This is a genomic window from Natronobiforma cellulositropha, assembly GCF_025629245.1.
GTDB classification, from domain to species: Archaea; Halobacteriota; Halobacteria; order Halobacteriales; family Natrialbaceae; genus Natronobiforma; species Natronobiforma cellulositropha.
Map to the genome: position 1 here is coordinate 15,904 of NZ_JANZXN010000019.1, position 13,844 is coordinate 29,747.

Genomic DNA, 13,844 nt, shown 5'->3' on the forward strand with positions numbered 1-13,844 from the left:
TCAAAATACGTCGCTGAACGGCCGATCCGAGAAGCGGTTCCTCGAGCGCGCCCTACGCGTCGAACGGGTTCTCGAGGACGATGGTCTCCTCGCGGGCGGGACCGACGCCGATGGCGTAGATCGGGGTATCGAGTTCGTCGGCGATGTACTCGAGGTAAGTTTGGGCGTTGTCGGGGATGGCGTCGTAGCCCTCCTCGGCGACGGCGCGCCAGTCGACCTCGTCCCAGCCCTCGAACGTCCGGTAGATCGCCTCACAGCGGCCCCACTTCTCGGTCGTCGGCGGGACGGTGAAGATCTCTTCGCCGTCGAACTCGTAGGCGTGGCCGACCTCGACCTCCTCGAGTCCGGCGAGGACGTCGATGTGGTTGATCGCGAGACCGGTGAAGCCGCTGGCTCGCGCGGCGTGGCGCAGCATCGGCATGTCGAGCCAGCCGACGCGGCGCGGGCGGCCGGTGACGGTGCCGTACTCGCCGCCCTCGTTGCGGATGTAGGTCGCGAGTTCCTCTTCGGGCGAGTCGTCGCCGCCCTCGTAGGCCGGTGTCTGGCCCTCGACGCCGCCGAGTTCGGTTGGGAGCGGGCCGGTGCCGACGCGCGAGAGGTAGGCTTTCACGATACCGATGACGTCGCCGCTGCCGACGACTGTCGGCCCGAGACCGGTGCCCACACAGGCCCCGCCGGCGGTCGGGTTCGAGGAGGTGACGTAGGGGTAGACGCCGTGGTCGATGTCGATCGAGGTTCCCTGTGCGCCCTCGAGCATGACGTTCTCGCCCGCGTCGATCCGCTCCTGGAGGAAGGTGCCCGCGTCGACGGTCATCTCCTCCTCGGCGAGACGCTCGCCGTACTCGAGACAGGTGTCGTAGAGGTACTCGACGTCGAACTCCTCGCCGGTCTCGATACCGAAGACCTCCTCGGCGAGCGCCTGCTTCTGGGGGACGACGTACTCGAGTCGCGTCCGGAGCGTCTCGGGGTCTAAGAGGTCGCCGATGCGAACGCCGCGCCGTCCAGCCTTGTCCTCGTAGGTCGGGCCGATGCCGCGTTTGGTCGTTCCGGCAGCGAGACCGTCTTTGGCGTCCTCCTCGATGCCGTCGAGTACGCAGTGGTAGGGGAGAATCGCGTGAGCGCGCTCGGCGACGCGAACGTCCGGCTCGAGACCGCGCTCGCGGAGACCATCGATCTCGGAGAAGAGTGTCTCGGGGTTGACGACGCAGCCGTTTCCTAACACCCCAACCTTCCCACGAACGGCACCACTGGGAACGAGCGATAACTTGTACTTCTCGCCGTCGTAGACGACGGTGTGTCCGGCGTTGTCGCCGCCCTGATACCGGGCGACGACGTCGGCAGCGTCGCCATAGAGATCGACGACGCCACCCTTGCCTTCGTCGCCGAGTTGAGACCCGACGATTGTGACGGTCATAACAGCGGCGGATTCTTGCCGGGCCGATAAACAGATTACGGTCTGCCCGCCACGATCACCTCGTCTTGTGCACGTTCGTGCGCATGGACGACGAACGTGCCCACCGGCGGTGCGCGTTCAATCCATCAATAATTATCAGGATCGAAATAGAATCAGAAGCGTTAACTACTGCCACGGCTAACCGGCCAGTTGGAAGCGAATCTATACGTTCTCGAGGGTAACCTTTAAAGGGTGGAAAGACAAGTTAACAAATGCCATGATAGACCGACTGGAGAAGGAAGTCGATATGCTGGAACGGCATCTGCAGGTACTGAAGATGGTCATCGAGAACGAGCCGATCGGGATCGTCAAGATGTCGAACGAGACCGGCTACCCCCACCACAAGGTACGCTACTCGCTTCGCGTCCTCGAGGAGGAGAACCTGATCGAGCCCTCGAGCCAGGGAGCGATCAAGACGGAGCACACCGCTGACTTCGTCGACGACCTCGACGGCAAGATCGACGAAATCATCGAGAAACTCAACGGAATGAAGATCGAAGACGTCGCCGAAATTCAGGGCTAATCTCTCACAATTCTGGCACCGTCACGTGGAACCCGCCGCCTCGCGCCTCCACGAGGCACAGGTGGTATCCCTGTTTTCTCGAGAGGTTGACGTAGCTCAACTTCGAGCCACGGCTGAGAAAGCCCCCACCGGTGGCTTCCTCGGCGACCTCGAGCGCACCGGGGTCGAAGAAACTCGCGGTGACGACCATCGCCGCACCGAGGTCGGGGTAGTTCGCGTTGACCGCCGAGGCGGTCTCCTCGAGGTCGATGAGCATCTCGCGGGTCGCCGGTTCGCGCGAGTCGTTGAAGTTCGCGACGAGCAGCGGCGTCCCCCGCTTGTCGAAGGCGACGACGTCGAAGGTGACTGCGTCGGGAACGTCTTCGGTGTCGTCGTCAGCCAGTGAGATGGCAGCACCGAGTTCCGCCCGGTCGATCCGCGGGATCACGTCGTAGAGGTCGGCGAGTGCGTTCGCGTGACCCGTATCCCTGACCTCGTAGAGGAGCGTCCTGGTGAGCCAGTCGACGAACTGGTACTCGATCGTGTCGGTGAGAAACGCCTCGTAGGGCTGGCCGTCGACGGTGGCGTCGGCGGCGGAGAACTGCGTGTGGTGTTCGAGCAAGAGGTTCGAGTCGACGGCGGTCGCGTCGGCCTCACCAGCGTGGGCCGTCTCGAGCGTCGGCTGACTCTTCGAACCGTAGCGAACGAAGAGGTTCGTCCCGGAGAGCGCCTGGCGCGGGGAGAGCTGTTGGCCGCCGGTCCCAGCGTCGCTGGCCGGCGTCGCGACCGCCTCCTGGCCGGGCGAACTCGCCGCCTCGAGGCGGGTCTCGAGGTCGGCGATCCGTCTCTCGAGTTGCTCGATCGTCTCGGTGAGGTCGCGGTTGGTCGACGCGAGCGCTGCACGCTCGCGTTCGAGGTCGTCACGCTGGCTCTGGAGGTCGTCGACGCGCTGGGTGAGCTGATCGATCTTGTCCTCGCGCTCGAACATGTCGAACTCGAGAGCGTCGTCCGAGCCGTCCGTCGGCTCCGTATCTGCCTGTGCGTGATCTTCGTCACCGACTGCGTCGGTTGGCGCTTGCCGTTCGGGCGCACCGGAAGCGGTACTCTCGGCACTGGCGGGAGATCGCTGACGGGGCGAGAACGGCTGCTGAGAGCGCGTGTGTCGCCCGTCAGGCCCGGCCGATGGGCGCGACTCCGCCTGTCCACCCGAGGACGCCTCGGGGCTCGAGTTCTCCGGATCGATCGACGGAATACGCCGGGTCTCACGCCAGCGTGCCTCCTCTTCGAAGCGCTCCTCGAGCGAGTCCTCGGTGGGCGTACTCGCCTCGGCCTGGGGTGGGGAGTCCGCATCGTCGGTCGCGTCGGCGGCTTCGTCGTCCCACGGCAGGCCGCTCCCGTCGAGTTCGTCGACGGCCTGCTCCAGGTCGTCCGGCTCGGGCGCGGGTGTCGTCACCTGCGAGGTGGTCTCCTCGCTCGCCGTTCGATCGGCCACCTCGGTCGCCGTCCCGTCGGCCGTCTCGGTCTCGGCCGTCGGTCCACCGTCGCCGTCGGCCGTCTCCCCGTCCGTGTCGGTTCCCGCTCCCTCGTCGTCGGATTCCGCCTCGTCGACGACGGGATCGGTGATGCCGTCGGTGATCCCCGCCGTGGCGGGTTCGTGCTCGTAGGTGTCCTCGGTGGTGATGCCCGCCGGTTCCGGGTCGACGTCGACGTCCGCGATCAGCGTCGAGGTGTCGCTCGACTCGGGCGTGGGACTCGAGGCGGCGTCTCCGGCGGTATCGTCGGCCGGGCCATCCCCACTGCCGAGGGCGATGGCGTCGGTGTCGGGTTCGTCACTCGTGTCGGGTTCGGCCGGCTCCTCGGCTGGCGGTGCAGTGACGGTGCCGGCGGCACCCGGCACGTCGGTCACCTCGACAGTCACCTCGGTGACCTCGTAGATGCCGACCTCGTCGGCGGCGCGCTGGAACGCCTCCTCGTCGGTGAGCAGGCGCTCGGCGTTGCCGATGTAGGCGGCGGCCATCCGGCGGCCGCCGTAGTAGACGACGTAGTAGTCGCCGCTGAGGACGCCCTCGCTGAGTTCGACGTAGCCGGTGAACGACTTCTCGGTGAGCGTCCGGTCGACCTCGGTGAGCGGCGTCTCGTTGGTGTAGTACTTCGCTTTCGTCTCGCCGCCGGTCTCGAGCATCGAGGAGAGCAAGGGCAGTGCGGGGTCCGGTGCGACGTACGTCGTCCCGGAAGCGTCTTCGAACGTGGCCATCGACCCGTCGACGATGCCGACGACGCGGCCGTTGAGCATGAACAGCCACGTCCCGCCGGTGGTCACGGCTCCCGAAAAGCCCCGGTCGGCGAGATCAGAGAGCCCGTCGTAACCGCCTGCGAACGGGCGAGAGTCCCAGCGTTCGACGCGCTCTTGCGTGCGCGGATCCATAATCCAACAAGCGGGAACCAAGCCAAATACGTTTCGCCTAGTAGCGTCCGTAGCCTGACTGAGGAGTCGAAGCAGTTGACAGGTATCGGTCCGACACTGCAGCCGACGCGTGGCGGCGTACTAGATCTTCGATTCGGCGTCGTCGGCGAGTTCCTCCATGCGCTTGCCGATCCGGCCGGCGCTCGAGAACTCGTCGTCGCTCATCGCGTTCGCCAGCGCGTTCCCGAGGACGAAGACGGCGTGTTTGTGCTCGCTCTTCGATTTGTGGACGTGAGACGGGTCGACGTCGAGCCCGTGGTACGGGTCGAACAGCGTCTCGTCGACGCTGTCGCGCTCTGAAAAGTACTCCATGATGATCACGAGCTGTTCGTGGAGTTCTAGAAGCTCGTCTTTGTGCATACCGCTCGTATGGACGGTTTCGAGTTAAGAGTTGTGGGGTTGCATCCAGCGAAAGTTACCGGCTCAACGATCGATCGTGAGCGTTCCCGGACGGCGGTTCGCGAAGGAAGCGGACGGCGGCGAGCATCGTCCACCCGCCGAAGAGGACGGCGGCGACCATCTCGGGGACGGCGAACCACGCCATCGGTCGCGAGGCGAGTGTCGCGAGGGAGGCGAGCCAGAGTCCCCACGTGAGCACGTGCGCGATTCCCGCAGACACCGTCACCAGCCCCCAGCGGCGGTCGCCGGCCCGAATCGCTCCGACACCGAGCACCCAGTTCGCCACCGGTACCGTTCCGAAAAAGGCCAGCGCCACCGGCGCGTGGAGATCCGTCTCGAGGTACCAGGTCGTGTGTTCGAGGAAGAACACCCCCACGAGCGCCATGGCGACGAGCGCGACGGCGTAACAGCCGGTGCCGACGCGCTCGAGCGTGTTGCGCGCGCCGATCCAGAGCCGCCAGACGAACGGGAGTCCGAACAGTCCACCCAGGACGAGTCCGCCGTTGAACAGGGTGAACGTCGGTGCGCCGGCACGCCCGAGGTCGGAGAGCGCCCGCTCCGACCAGGTGAACGTCTCGGGCGGAGCGAGGACGGTGGCGAGGACGATCGCGCCGAGCGTGAACACCGGAACGGCGAGCCCGCAACCGGCGGCGATCCGTCTGCGAGAGGCGAACACGGACGAGGAAGGTGACTCGAGCGCCATGGGTGTCGCGAAACGCGGCTCAGTCCTCGCGGTGGTCGGCGGGGAACCAGGCGAGTTCGTGGTCGGCGGTGACGCGGACGGCGACGCGTTCGTCGAGGTCGATCGTATCCGAGTGGTTGTGCATACACTCGATCGTCTCGCCGTTGTCGAGGTCGACGCGGTAGAGGATGGTCGGCCCGAGATACCGGCGGTAGACGACCTGGCCGTCGGTCTCCACGTCGGTCGCCGGAAACGCCGTCACGTCGTCGGGACGGACCATGACGTCGATGGTGCTGCCGTCGTACTGTTCGGCGAGACCGTGGACGTCGTCGCGCAGGACGCGTCCGAGGGCGGTCCGGACGTGGTCGCCGTGGACGTCACCGGAGAGAAAGCTCGCGTGGCCGAGAAAGCCCGCGACGAAGCGCGAGGTCGGCTGCTGGAACACCGCTTCGGGTTCGTCGATCTGTTCGATCGCGCCGCCGTTCATCACCGCGACGCGGTCGGAAATTGAGAGCGCCTCCTCCTGGTCGTGAGTGACGGAGACGGCCGTCACCCCCGCTTCCTTGACGATCCGTCGCACCTCCTCGCGCATCTCGACGCGGAGGTCGACGTCGAGGTTCGAGAACGGTTCGTCGAGCAGCAGAATCTCCGGTTCGGGCGCGAGCGAGCGCGCCAGCGCGATCCGCTGTTGCTGGCCGCCGGAGAGTTCCTCCGGGTAGCTCTCGGCCTGCGCCTCGAGGCCGACGAGCGACAACAACTCCTCGACGCGGGCGGTTCGCTCGGCCTTCGGCCACCCGTTGAGACCGAAGGCGACGTTCTCCCGGGCGGTGAGGTGTGGAAAGAGGGCGAACTCCTGGAAGACGATGCCGATGCCCCGGCGCTCCGGCGGGACGAACGTGCCCTCGCCGGCGACGCGTTCGCCCTCTAAGCGAATTGCGCCGCCGGTTGGGCGCTCGAGTCCGGCGATCAGCCGGAGCGTCGTCGTCTTCCCACAGCCGGACGGTCCCAGGAGCGTGAGAAACTCGCCCTCGTGGACCGACAGCGAGAGGTCGGGGACGACACACTCGTCGCCGTAGTGTTTCGTGACCCCGTCGAGTTCGAGGACGACGGGCGTCGTCGTCTCGAGTGGACGCGGAGACGGGTCGTCGGTCGTCGTGGTGCGGAGTTCGCTGTTCGACATCGAGTTCCCCCTGGCGTGTGCCGGGCGTTATCTGCTTTAGGCCAGCCTAAAACCATATAGTTACCGGTTCCGGTACGTCGGGACCGCCCCGCTCAGAGTTCGACGCCGCTGGGGATCAGGCTGTGCTGGCGCAACAGACTGCCCTCGTCGTCGTAGACGAGAAACGTGCGTTTCTCGTAGCTGACGAACGGCTCACCGTCGAGAGTGATCGTCACGTCGTACCGCCCCTCCTCGTCGCTCGTCGCCTCGCCGTAGCCTCGAGCGGCCCTGACGAAGCGGAGGACGTCGTCTGCGTCCTCGTTGAGTTCGAGGATGAAGTCGCCGGTGATCCGGTTCGTGACGCTGACGACGCCGGTCGCCTCCTCCCCCAGCGGTGCCTGGAGCCTGAGCGACGCGTCGGTCTCGTGTGCCTCGAGGAGGTCGCCGTCGGGTCCGGTGAGGCGCTCACGAAGCAGCGTGGCTGGACCGGTGAAGTCGATCGATACGGCGGGACGCCGTGGCTGCTCGCCGGTCTCGACCCAGTCGATGTTGCTGACAGATAGCGTGAAATGGTCGCGCCTCATCGCGTGGCCGTACGTTGGTACTCACGCGGTATCAACGTACCGCCCGACCCCGGTCTGTGCAATCGCCCGCCAGCCGAAACGGCCAGCCGATTTATACCACGCGAGTGCCACGGGAGGGACGAACACGGGACCACCCGCGAACGCACCGATGACCGGAGACGACGAGCAACCCGCCGACGGCCGAGCGACCACCGAACGAGCGGCGACGACGGACCCGAGCGCGAGCGCCCGGTCGCTCGACGGCCGTGGCGCTCGGGCGGTACTCGAGCGGCTCCGTCGCTCGACGGCACGGACGGTGGACGTTCTGCGCGGTTCGACGCTCGAGATCGGTCCGTACGAGCCGACGGCCCACGGGCCGCTCGTGGCGTTCGAACCGGACGACGACTACGAGGAAGTCGCGCGCTACTGGGTCGACGCGCCGTTCTCGTTCGTCAGAATCGCGTTCGACCACGACCGCCACCGCCACGCCTACCAGACCGTCGAGCCGAGTCTCAGCGAACGCGAACGGACCCTCCTCGACGCACTGTTCGCGGACGTACGCGAGCCGCTGCTGTACGCAGACCACGACGAGGACGACGCCGAACGCCGCCTGTTCGAGACGGTCCGGGAGTACCTCGAGCGCTACGCCGTCGAGGTCGACGCGGCGACGTTCTACCGGCTGTTCTACTACGTCAATCGTGATTTCCGCGCGTACGGACGACTGACGCCGATACTCAACGACCCCCACGTCGAGGACATCTCCTGTGACGGCTACGGCGTCCCCATCTTCGTCTACCACGACGAGTACGCGGACGTGAGGACGAACGTCTCGTTCGAGAAAGCGGCCCTCGACCGGTTCGTCGTCCGCCTCGCCCAGCACGCAGGCCGGCACATCTCGATCGGAGACCCGCTCGTCGAGGCGACGCTGCCGGACGGCTCACGCGCCGAGTTGGCCCTCGGCGAAGAGGTGACGCCGCGCGGCTCTGCGTTCACCGTTCGCAAGTACGCCGACGAACCGCTCACGCCGGTCGACCTGATCGAGTACGGCACGTTCAGCGTCGAGCAGATGGCCTACCTCTGGCTCGCGATCGAACACAACAAGAGCCTCGTCTTCGCCGGCGGCACCGCCAGCGGCAAGACGACGAGTATGAACGCCATCTCGATGTTCATCCCGCCGCGCTCGAAAGTGCTGACCATCGAGGACACCCGCGAACTCAGACTCCACCACGAGAACTGGCTCTCCGCGGTGACACGCGAACACCGCTACGACGGTACGAACGTCACGATGTACGACCTGCTCCGGTCGGCGCTCCGCCACCGCCCCGAGTACATCGTCGTCGGCGAGGTCCGCGGCGAAGAGGCGATGACGCTCTTCCAGGCGATGAACACCGGCCACACCACCTACTCGACGATGCACGCCGACTCCGTCCAGACCGTCATCAACCGCCTCGAGAACGACCCGATCAACGTTCCGCGCGCGATGGTCCAGAGCCTCGACATCCTCTCCGTGCAGACGCTGACCAGACTCGGGGACGAACGGGTCAGGCGGACGAACGTCATCGCAGAGATCGACGGCGTCGACCCGCGAACCGGCGAACTCGACTACTCGACCGCCTACACGTGGGACGCGACGGCCGACAGCTTCGAGGGCGAGAGCACCCACGTCCTCGCGGCCATCCGCGAGGAACGCGGCTGGAGCGAGCGCGAACTGCGAACCGAACTCGGGCACAGAGAACGGTTTCTCGCGTACGCCCGCGAACACGGCGTCGACGACTACCGCCGGTTCACCGCGCTGGTCGGCGAGTACTACGCCGATAGCGAGAGCGTCCGCGAGCGGATCGAGCGCGAGACCTCGCTCGAGTCGACGCCGTGAGCCACAGCCACCATGACACCCGTACACCTCGCCTCGCTGGTACTCGTCGCGCTCGTACTCGCGCCGGTCGTTCTCGCTCGCTCTCACCGGGGCGTCGACGACGCACTGGCGCGCATCTCGATCGCCGCCTTCGGTGACTCGGTCGCGGAGTTTCGGGCCGAGCACCCGAACCGACGGGCCGCACTCGAGAGCGCCCACGTCGCCGCGACCTACCGCGAGTACGGCTCGAAGACCTACCTCTACGCGGGCGTCGCGGCGATCACCGCGAGCGTCCTCGGCGTCTACGCGATCTGGGGGCTGCTCGCGCTCCTGCCCGTCGACACCGCGACGCTCGAGGCGCGTCTCCCGGGCACGCTCGAGTTTCTCGCCTCTCTCGCGCGGGTGCCGGCGCTGAGCGCGCTCGAGGTGACCGCCCTGTTCGCCAGTTCGACGCTCACCCTCGGCGTGGTGGCCGCCTTCGGCACCTACTGGCTGCGCTGGTGGTATCCCGCGTACGTCGCGAACGAACGGGCGCGGCGGATCGACGCCACGCTGCCGGAGACGGTCGCGCTGCTCTACGCGCTCTCGAAGAGTGGCATGGAGTTCTCGAAGATCGTTCGCATCGCCGCGGAGAACGCGGACACCTACGGGGCGGCCGCAGACGAGTTCGCCGTCGCCGTCAGGAACGTCGACACCTTCGGCATGGACGTCGTCACCGCCGTCGAAGAGACCGGCCGACGAACCGCGAGCGACGGCTTTCGTGAGTTCACCGAGAACCTCGTGAGCGTCCTCCAGAGCGGGCACAGCCTCTCTGCGTTCCTCGAAGACGAGTACCGGGACTACCGGGAGGAAGCCCAGTCACGACAGGAGAGTACGGTCGAGATACTCGCGACACTCGCCGAGGCGTACGTGACCGTCCTCGTCGCCGGGCCGCTGTTTCTGATCACGATCCTCGTCGTCATCGGCTTCTCGATCGGTGAGACCCTCGGCCCACTGCAGGTGCTCGTCTACGTCATCCTCCCGTTCGGCAACCTCGCGTTCGTCGTCTACCTGAGCACGGTCACCGACTCGCTCGACCCCGGCCGGACCGTCACGGTCGCGGGCGGCCGGGCGGACGACGTGACGGTCGACGCGACACCGCCGACGCGAGCAGACGGCGCCGGCGACGACACGGACGGAACCGTCACCCGCCTGCGCACCTACCGGCGGTTTCGCGCCGTCCGCGCACGCCTCGCGAACCCGCTCGAGTCGGTCGTCGCCCGGCCCCGGCGGGTGCTCGCACTCACGCTCCCGCTCGCCGCAGCCGTCGTCGTCGCCGACCTGCTCCGAACGGCAGGGATCAGTGGGGCGCTCGAGTCGCCGCTCTCCGCTGTGGCCGCAATCGACACCACCGTCGCGCTCGCGACGCTGTTCGTCTTCGTCACCTTCGCCACCCCCTACGAACTCCATCGGCGGCGCGTCCGTGCGATCGAAGCCGCGATTCCCGACCTGCTCGACCGACTCGCGAGCGTCAACCGGGCGGGGATGCCCATCGTCACCGCGTTCGGCCACGTCCGTGGCTCGGACCTCGGCGCACTCGGCGACGAACTCGACCGCCTCTGGGCCGACCTCGAGTGGGGCGGCGACCTCGCGAGCGCGCTCTGGCGCCTCGAGGCCCGGGTCAGGACACACACGACCGCCCGGGTCGTCACCCTGCTCACCGAGGCGATGAATGCCAGCGGCCAGCTCGCGACCGTCCTGCGCATCGCCGCCCGCCAGGCCGCCGCCGACCGCCGACTCGAGCGCGAGCGCGCGAGCGCCATGCTCGAGTACACGGTCGTCGTCTACGTCTCGTTTCTCGTCTTCCTGTTCATCATCGTGATCCTGGCCGCCTACCTCCTGCCGAACCTGCCGACGGAGTCGGTCGAGGTCGACGGCGTCGGCAGCGCGGTCGACTCGAGCGGCCTGGGTGGGATCGACGCAGCCACCGCCGAGGCGTACACGCGGCTGTTCTACCACGCGGCGCTCGTCCAGGGCGTGCTCTCGGGACTCATCGCCGGACAGCTGAGCACCGGTGCCGTCGAGTCCGGCGTGAAACACGCGGCGTTCATGCTCACCGTCGCGTTGCTGTTGTTCGCCGTCCTCGTCTGAGATGCCGTCACGAGTCGTCGGCCGCCGGAAGCGTAAACGAGACCGTCGTCCCCTCACCGGGTATCGACTCGAGCCAGATCGTCCCCCCGTGGCGTTCGACGACGCGTTTACACAGGGCGAGACCGATGCCCGTCCCCGGCTGTTCCTCCTGCGTGTGCAGGCGTTCGAACACGCCGAAGACGCGCTCGTGGGCCTCCGGATCGATGCCGACGCCCGCGTCACTGACCGAAACCGTCCACATCGAGTCCTCCGGTTCGGCGGAGACACGCACCCGCGGTGGAGCGTCACCGCTGTAGGAGATCGCGTTCGAGAGCAGGTTCTGAAACACCTGCCGTAACTGACGGGCGTCGCCGTAGACGTGCGGTAAGTCGTCGACGGTGAGCGCGGCCTCACTCGCATGAATCGACAGTTCGAGGTCCTTCCGTACGTCCGCGAGGAGCGTCTCGAGGTCGACCGGTTCGAACGCGTTCCCACGCGTCTCGACGCGCGAGTACTCGAGGAGCGCGTCGACCATCTCACGCATCCGTTCGGCCCCATCGACGGCGAACGCGACGTACTCGAGGGCGGTCTCGTCGAGGTCGTCCCCGTACTGGCGCTCGAGCAAGCCGAGGTAGCTCGAGACCATCCGCAACGGCTCCTGGAGGTCGTGGCTGGCGGCGTAGGCGAACTGCTCGAGACGCTCGTTCGACGCCTCGAGTTCCGAGACGGCCGTCTCGAGGTCCGCCCGCGCCGCCTCGAGTTCGGCGTTCCTGCGCTCGAGTTCGCGCTCGCGAGTCTTCGCGCGGGCGTTCTGCGTCCCGACGCCGAACCCGGCGACGGTACTCAGCGCCGTGAGGATGAGCACCGTCTGGAACGACCCGGCGAGCGTCGCATCCGGCTGGACGTGATACAGCCCGAGGAGACCACACATGAGAGCGAACGCGAGGAGACACCACCGGGCGACGTCCACGGAGAAGGCATCGTGGACGCCGAGCGCCGGCAGTCGACGGCCACCGTAGACGAGACTCACCCCCGGCCCGCCGATGAGCGCGAAGACGATAGCCGCACTCACCGGGGAGACGCCGGCGGCTAGCTGTCCGCTGACCCACCAGACGGCGATGGCCACGTACACCACCCCGAGCGCGACGACGACGCGTTGCCCGCCGAGGCGCTCGAGCGGGCGAGACCCGGTTTCCATCCGTACAACGAACGCGCTCGAGACACAATCGTGTTGCGCTCGCGCGCGTTCAGCAATCCTTTTTCGGCGTGCGCACACAGAGAGCCACCAATGGACGACCGGCCCGACGGAGACCCGTCGCGAACCGCCAGGACGGCCGCGGTGAAAGCGACCTACGAGCGCATCGCCACCCACTTCGCTGCCACGCGCGAGTACGCCTGGCCGGAGGTCAAGTCGTTCGTCGCCGACTGCCCGCCGGGCCGGGTCGGTCTCGACCTCGGCTGTGGAAACTGCCGCCACGCCGAACTCCTCGCGACCCGCACCGACCGCGTCGTCGGTCTCGACCTCAGCCGCGGCCTCTTAGCGACCGGCCGCACCCGCGCACGCGAACGCGGCTTCGACGACCAGCTCGACCTCCTCGAGGGCGACGCCGCTACACTGCCGCTCGCGAGCGACACCATCGACCTCGCCGTCTACGTCGCCACACTCCACCACCTGCCCACCCGAGAGACCCGCATCGCCAGCCTCGCCGCCCTCGAGCGCGTCCTCGCCCCCGGCGGCCGCGCACTCGTCAGCGCCTGGAGCACCGCCCACCCGACCTTCGACGGCCACGACGAGGGTTTCGACACCACCGTCGACTGGACCCTCCCCGGCGGCGACCCCGTCGCACGCTTCTACCACATCTACGACCCCGACGAGTTCGACGCCGACCTCGAGCAGAGCGGTCTCTCGGTACGGGAGTGTACGGTCTCGAGCGGGAACTGTTACGCCGTCGTCGAGAGCCGGTGAGGTGTGTGCGTGCGTACACTCGAGTTTCTGTATCCGTGACGAGGTCGTGCAGTTCGTCACTACGACCACGGGATTTGAACCCGACTGCGAGACGGTCCTGCTCACCTCGCTCCGCTCGGTTGCGTGGGCTGCGACTCGCGTAATTCAAATCCCGGGCCATGAGCCTGGAAGGCAGCAGGACGCTCTGACGCAGATTTCGTGTCTCAGATGCCTTCACAGCGCAATTTGGCGTGGTTCCGTGGTTCCCGCCTCAGTAATCGCTAATCGCGGGGAAAATAGCGACACTACCCGTGTCGGTGTGGTTGTTTTCCCAACAAGAATTACAGATCTCGTCGGAGGCGTTCGCGCCGTTCTTCGAACTCTTCGTCCGATAGATCGCCGCGGGCGTAGGCGGTCCGAAGTTCCGCAAGAGCAGGGTCTGTCTGGCGTTCGCTCGACCGGCGAAGTGCTTGATACAACAGGTACCCGATCCCAAGAACCACGAGTGACGGTGCAATAGACATGATCAGCCACATCCACGTTGTTCCCGTTCCGTTCCACATGTGACCCCACCCCCAGACACCCATCAGCGGTATCATGAGCGCCATCATGAGGAATGGGAAGAGGAGAATCACAGCGATCACGATTAGAAGCGTTCGGACTAAGGAGTCGTCAGCGGCCATAATACGAAACACCACGTTTCGAGTCTTGAACAC

General features: G+C 66.7%; 12 protein-coding genes. 4 read left to right on the forward strand and 8 right to left on the reverse strand.

The genetic code is table 11. The annotated features are described in order from the left end of the window. Positions 1-52 precede the first annotated feature (52 nt). The gene (locus N0B15_RS09680) at positions 53-1,414 is read right to left on the reverse strand and encodes an adenylosuccinate synthase (protein WP_263019497.1); all 1,362 of its coding nucleotides are present in this window, start codon (positions 1,412-1,414) and stop codon (positions 53-55) included. Between the two features lie 256 nt (positions 1,415-1,670). Here N0B15_RS09680 and N0B15_RS09685 point away from each other — a divergent pair, with 256 nt between their 5' ends. Continuing rightward, entirely contained in the window at positions 1,671-1,976 is a 306-nt protein-coding gene (locus N0B15_RS09685) for a hypothetical protein (RefSeq protein ID WP_263019498.1), read from the forward strand. 4 nt (positions 1,977-1,980) lie between these two features. Here N0B15_RS09685 and N0B15_RS09690 read toward each other — a convergent pair whose 3' ends face one another. The 5 genes from N0B15_RS09690 to N0B15_RS09710 form a co-directional block, all read right to left on the reverse strand. Further along, a complete protein-coding gene (locus N0B15_RS09690) occupies positions 1,981-4,380 on the reverse strand; it encodes a DUF7527 domain-containing protein (RefSeq protein WP_263019499.1) in 2,400 nt (799 codons plus the stop codon). 120 nt (positions 4,381-4,500) lie between these two features. Beyond that, the gene (locus tag N0B15_RS09695; RefSeq protein WP_263019500.1) at positions 4,501-4,779 is read right to left on the reverse strand and encodes a UPF0058 family protein; all 279 of its coding nucleotides are present in this window, start codon (positions 4,777-4,779) and stop codon (positions 4,501-4,503) included. A gap of 55 nt (positions 4,780-4,834) precedes the next feature. Continuing rightward, positions 4,835-5,521 carry a DUF998 domain-containing protein gene (locus N0B15_RS09700; protein WP_263019501.1) on the reverse strand — a complete coding sequence of 229 codons (687 nt, stop codon included), beginning with the start codon at positions 5,519-5,521 and terminating at the stop codon, positions 4,835-4,837. A gap of 19 nt (positions 5,522-5,540) precedes the next feature. After that, positions 5,541-6,680: an ABC transporter ATP-binding protein gene (locus N0B15_RS09705; protein ID WP_263019502.1), complete on the reverse strand. Its 1,140-nt coding sequence runs from the start codon at positions 6,678-6,680 to the stop codon at positions 5,541-5,543. A gap of 92 nt (positions 6,681-6,772) precedes the next feature. Then, a complete protein-coding gene (locus N0B15_RS09710; RefSeq protein ID WP_263019503.1) occupies positions 6,773-7,243 on the reverse strand; it encodes a DUF5793 family protein in 471 nt (156 codons plus the stop codon). A 148-nt stretch (positions 7,244-7,391) separates the two neighbouring features. Here N0B15_RS09710 and N0B15_RS09715 point away from each other — a divergent pair, with 148 nt between their 5' ends. Both N0B15_RS09715 and N0B15_RS09720 read left to right on the forward strand, forming a co-directional pair. Then, entirely contained in the window at positions 7,392-9,095 is a 1,704-nt protein-coding gene (locus N0B15_RS09715) for a type II/IV secretion system ATPase subunit (RefSeq protein WP_263019504.1), read from the forward strand. A gap of 12 nt (positions 9,096-9,107) precedes the next feature. Continuing rightward, entirely contained in the window at positions 9,108-11,204 is a 2,097-nt protein-coding gene (locus tag N0B15_RS09720) for a type II secretion system F family protein (protein ID WP_263019505.1), read from the forward strand. A 7-nt stretch (positions 11,205-11,211) separates the two neighbouring features. Here the strand turns inward: N0B15_RS09720 and N0B15_RS09725 are convergent, their stop codons facing one another. Continuing rightward, on the reverse strand, positions 11,212-12,381 hold the full coding sequence (locus N0B15_RS09725) for a sensor histidine kinase (protein WP_263019506.1): 1,170 nt from the start codon (positions 12,379-12,381) through the stop codon (positions 11,212-11,214). A gap of 90 nt (positions 12,382-12,471) precedes the next feature. Here N0B15_RS09725 and N0B15_RS09730 point away from each other — a divergent pair, with 90 nt between their 5' ends. Continuing rightward, on the forward strand, positions 12,472-13,149 hold the full coding sequence (locus N0B15_RS09730; protein ID WP_263019507.1) for a class I SAM-dependent methyltransferase: 678 nt from the start codon (positions 12,472-12,474) through the stop codon (positions 13,147-13,149). Positions 13,150-13,469: 320 nt separating this feature from the next. Here the strand turns inward: N0B15_RS09730 and N0B15_RS09735 are convergent, their stop codons facing one another. Then, complete coding sequence (locus tag N0B15_RS09735) at positions 13,470-13,811, reverse strand: SHOCT domain-containing protein (protein WP_263019508.1); 342 nt, start codon at positions 13,809-13,811, stop codon at positions 13,470-13,472. Positions 13,812-13,844 lie beyond the last annotated feature (33 nt).

Coding starts and splice junctions, on each gene's coding strand:
- N0B15_RS09680 (WP_263019497.1), bottom strand. CDS start 1,414: ATGACCGTCACAATCGTCGGGTCTCAACTCGGCGACGAAGGCAAGGGT.
- N0B15_RS09715 (WP_263019504.1), top strand. CDS start 7,392: ATGACCGGAGACGACGAGCAACCCGCCGACGGCCGAGCGACCACCGAA.
- N0B15_RS09710 (WP_263019503.1), bottom strand. CDS start 7,243: ATGAGGCGCGACCATTTCACGCTATCTGTCAGCAACATCGACTGGGTC.
- N0B15_RS09730 (WP_263019507.1), top strand. CDS start 12,472: ATGGACGACCGGCCCGACGGAGACCCGTCGCGAACCGCCAGGACGGCC.
- N0B15_RS09695 (WP_263019500.1), bottom strand. CDS start 4,779: ATGCACAAAGACGAGCTTCTAGAACTCCACGAACAGCTCGTGATCATC.
- N0B15_RS09700 (WP_263019501.1), bottom strand. CDS start 5,521: ATGGCGCTCGAGTCACCTTCCTCGTCCGTGTTCGCCTCTCGCAGACGG.
- N0B15_RS09690 (WP_263019499.1), bottom strand. CDS start 4,380: ATGGATCCGCGCACGCAAGAGCGCGTCGAACGCTGGGACTCTCGCCCG.
- N0B15_RS09720 (WP_263019505.1), top strand. CDS start 9,108: ATGACACCCGTACACCTCGCCTCGCTGGTACTCGTCGCGCTCGTACTC.
- N0B15_RS09735 (WP_263019508.1), bottom strand. CDS start 13,811: ATGGCCGCTGACGACTCCTTAGTCCGAACGCTTCTAATCGTGATCGCT.
- N0B15_RS09705 (WP_263019502.1), bottom strand. CDS start 6,680: ATGTCGAACAGCGAACTCCGCACCACGACGACCGACGACCCGTCTCCG.
- N0B15_RS09685 (WP_263019498.1), top strand. CDS start 1,671: ATGATAGACCGACTGGAGAAGGAAGTCGATATGCTGGAACGGCATCTG.
- N0B15_RS09725 (WP_263019506.1), bottom strand. CDS start 12,381: ATGGAAACCGGGTCTCGCCCGCTCGAGCGCCTCGGCGGGCAACGCGTC.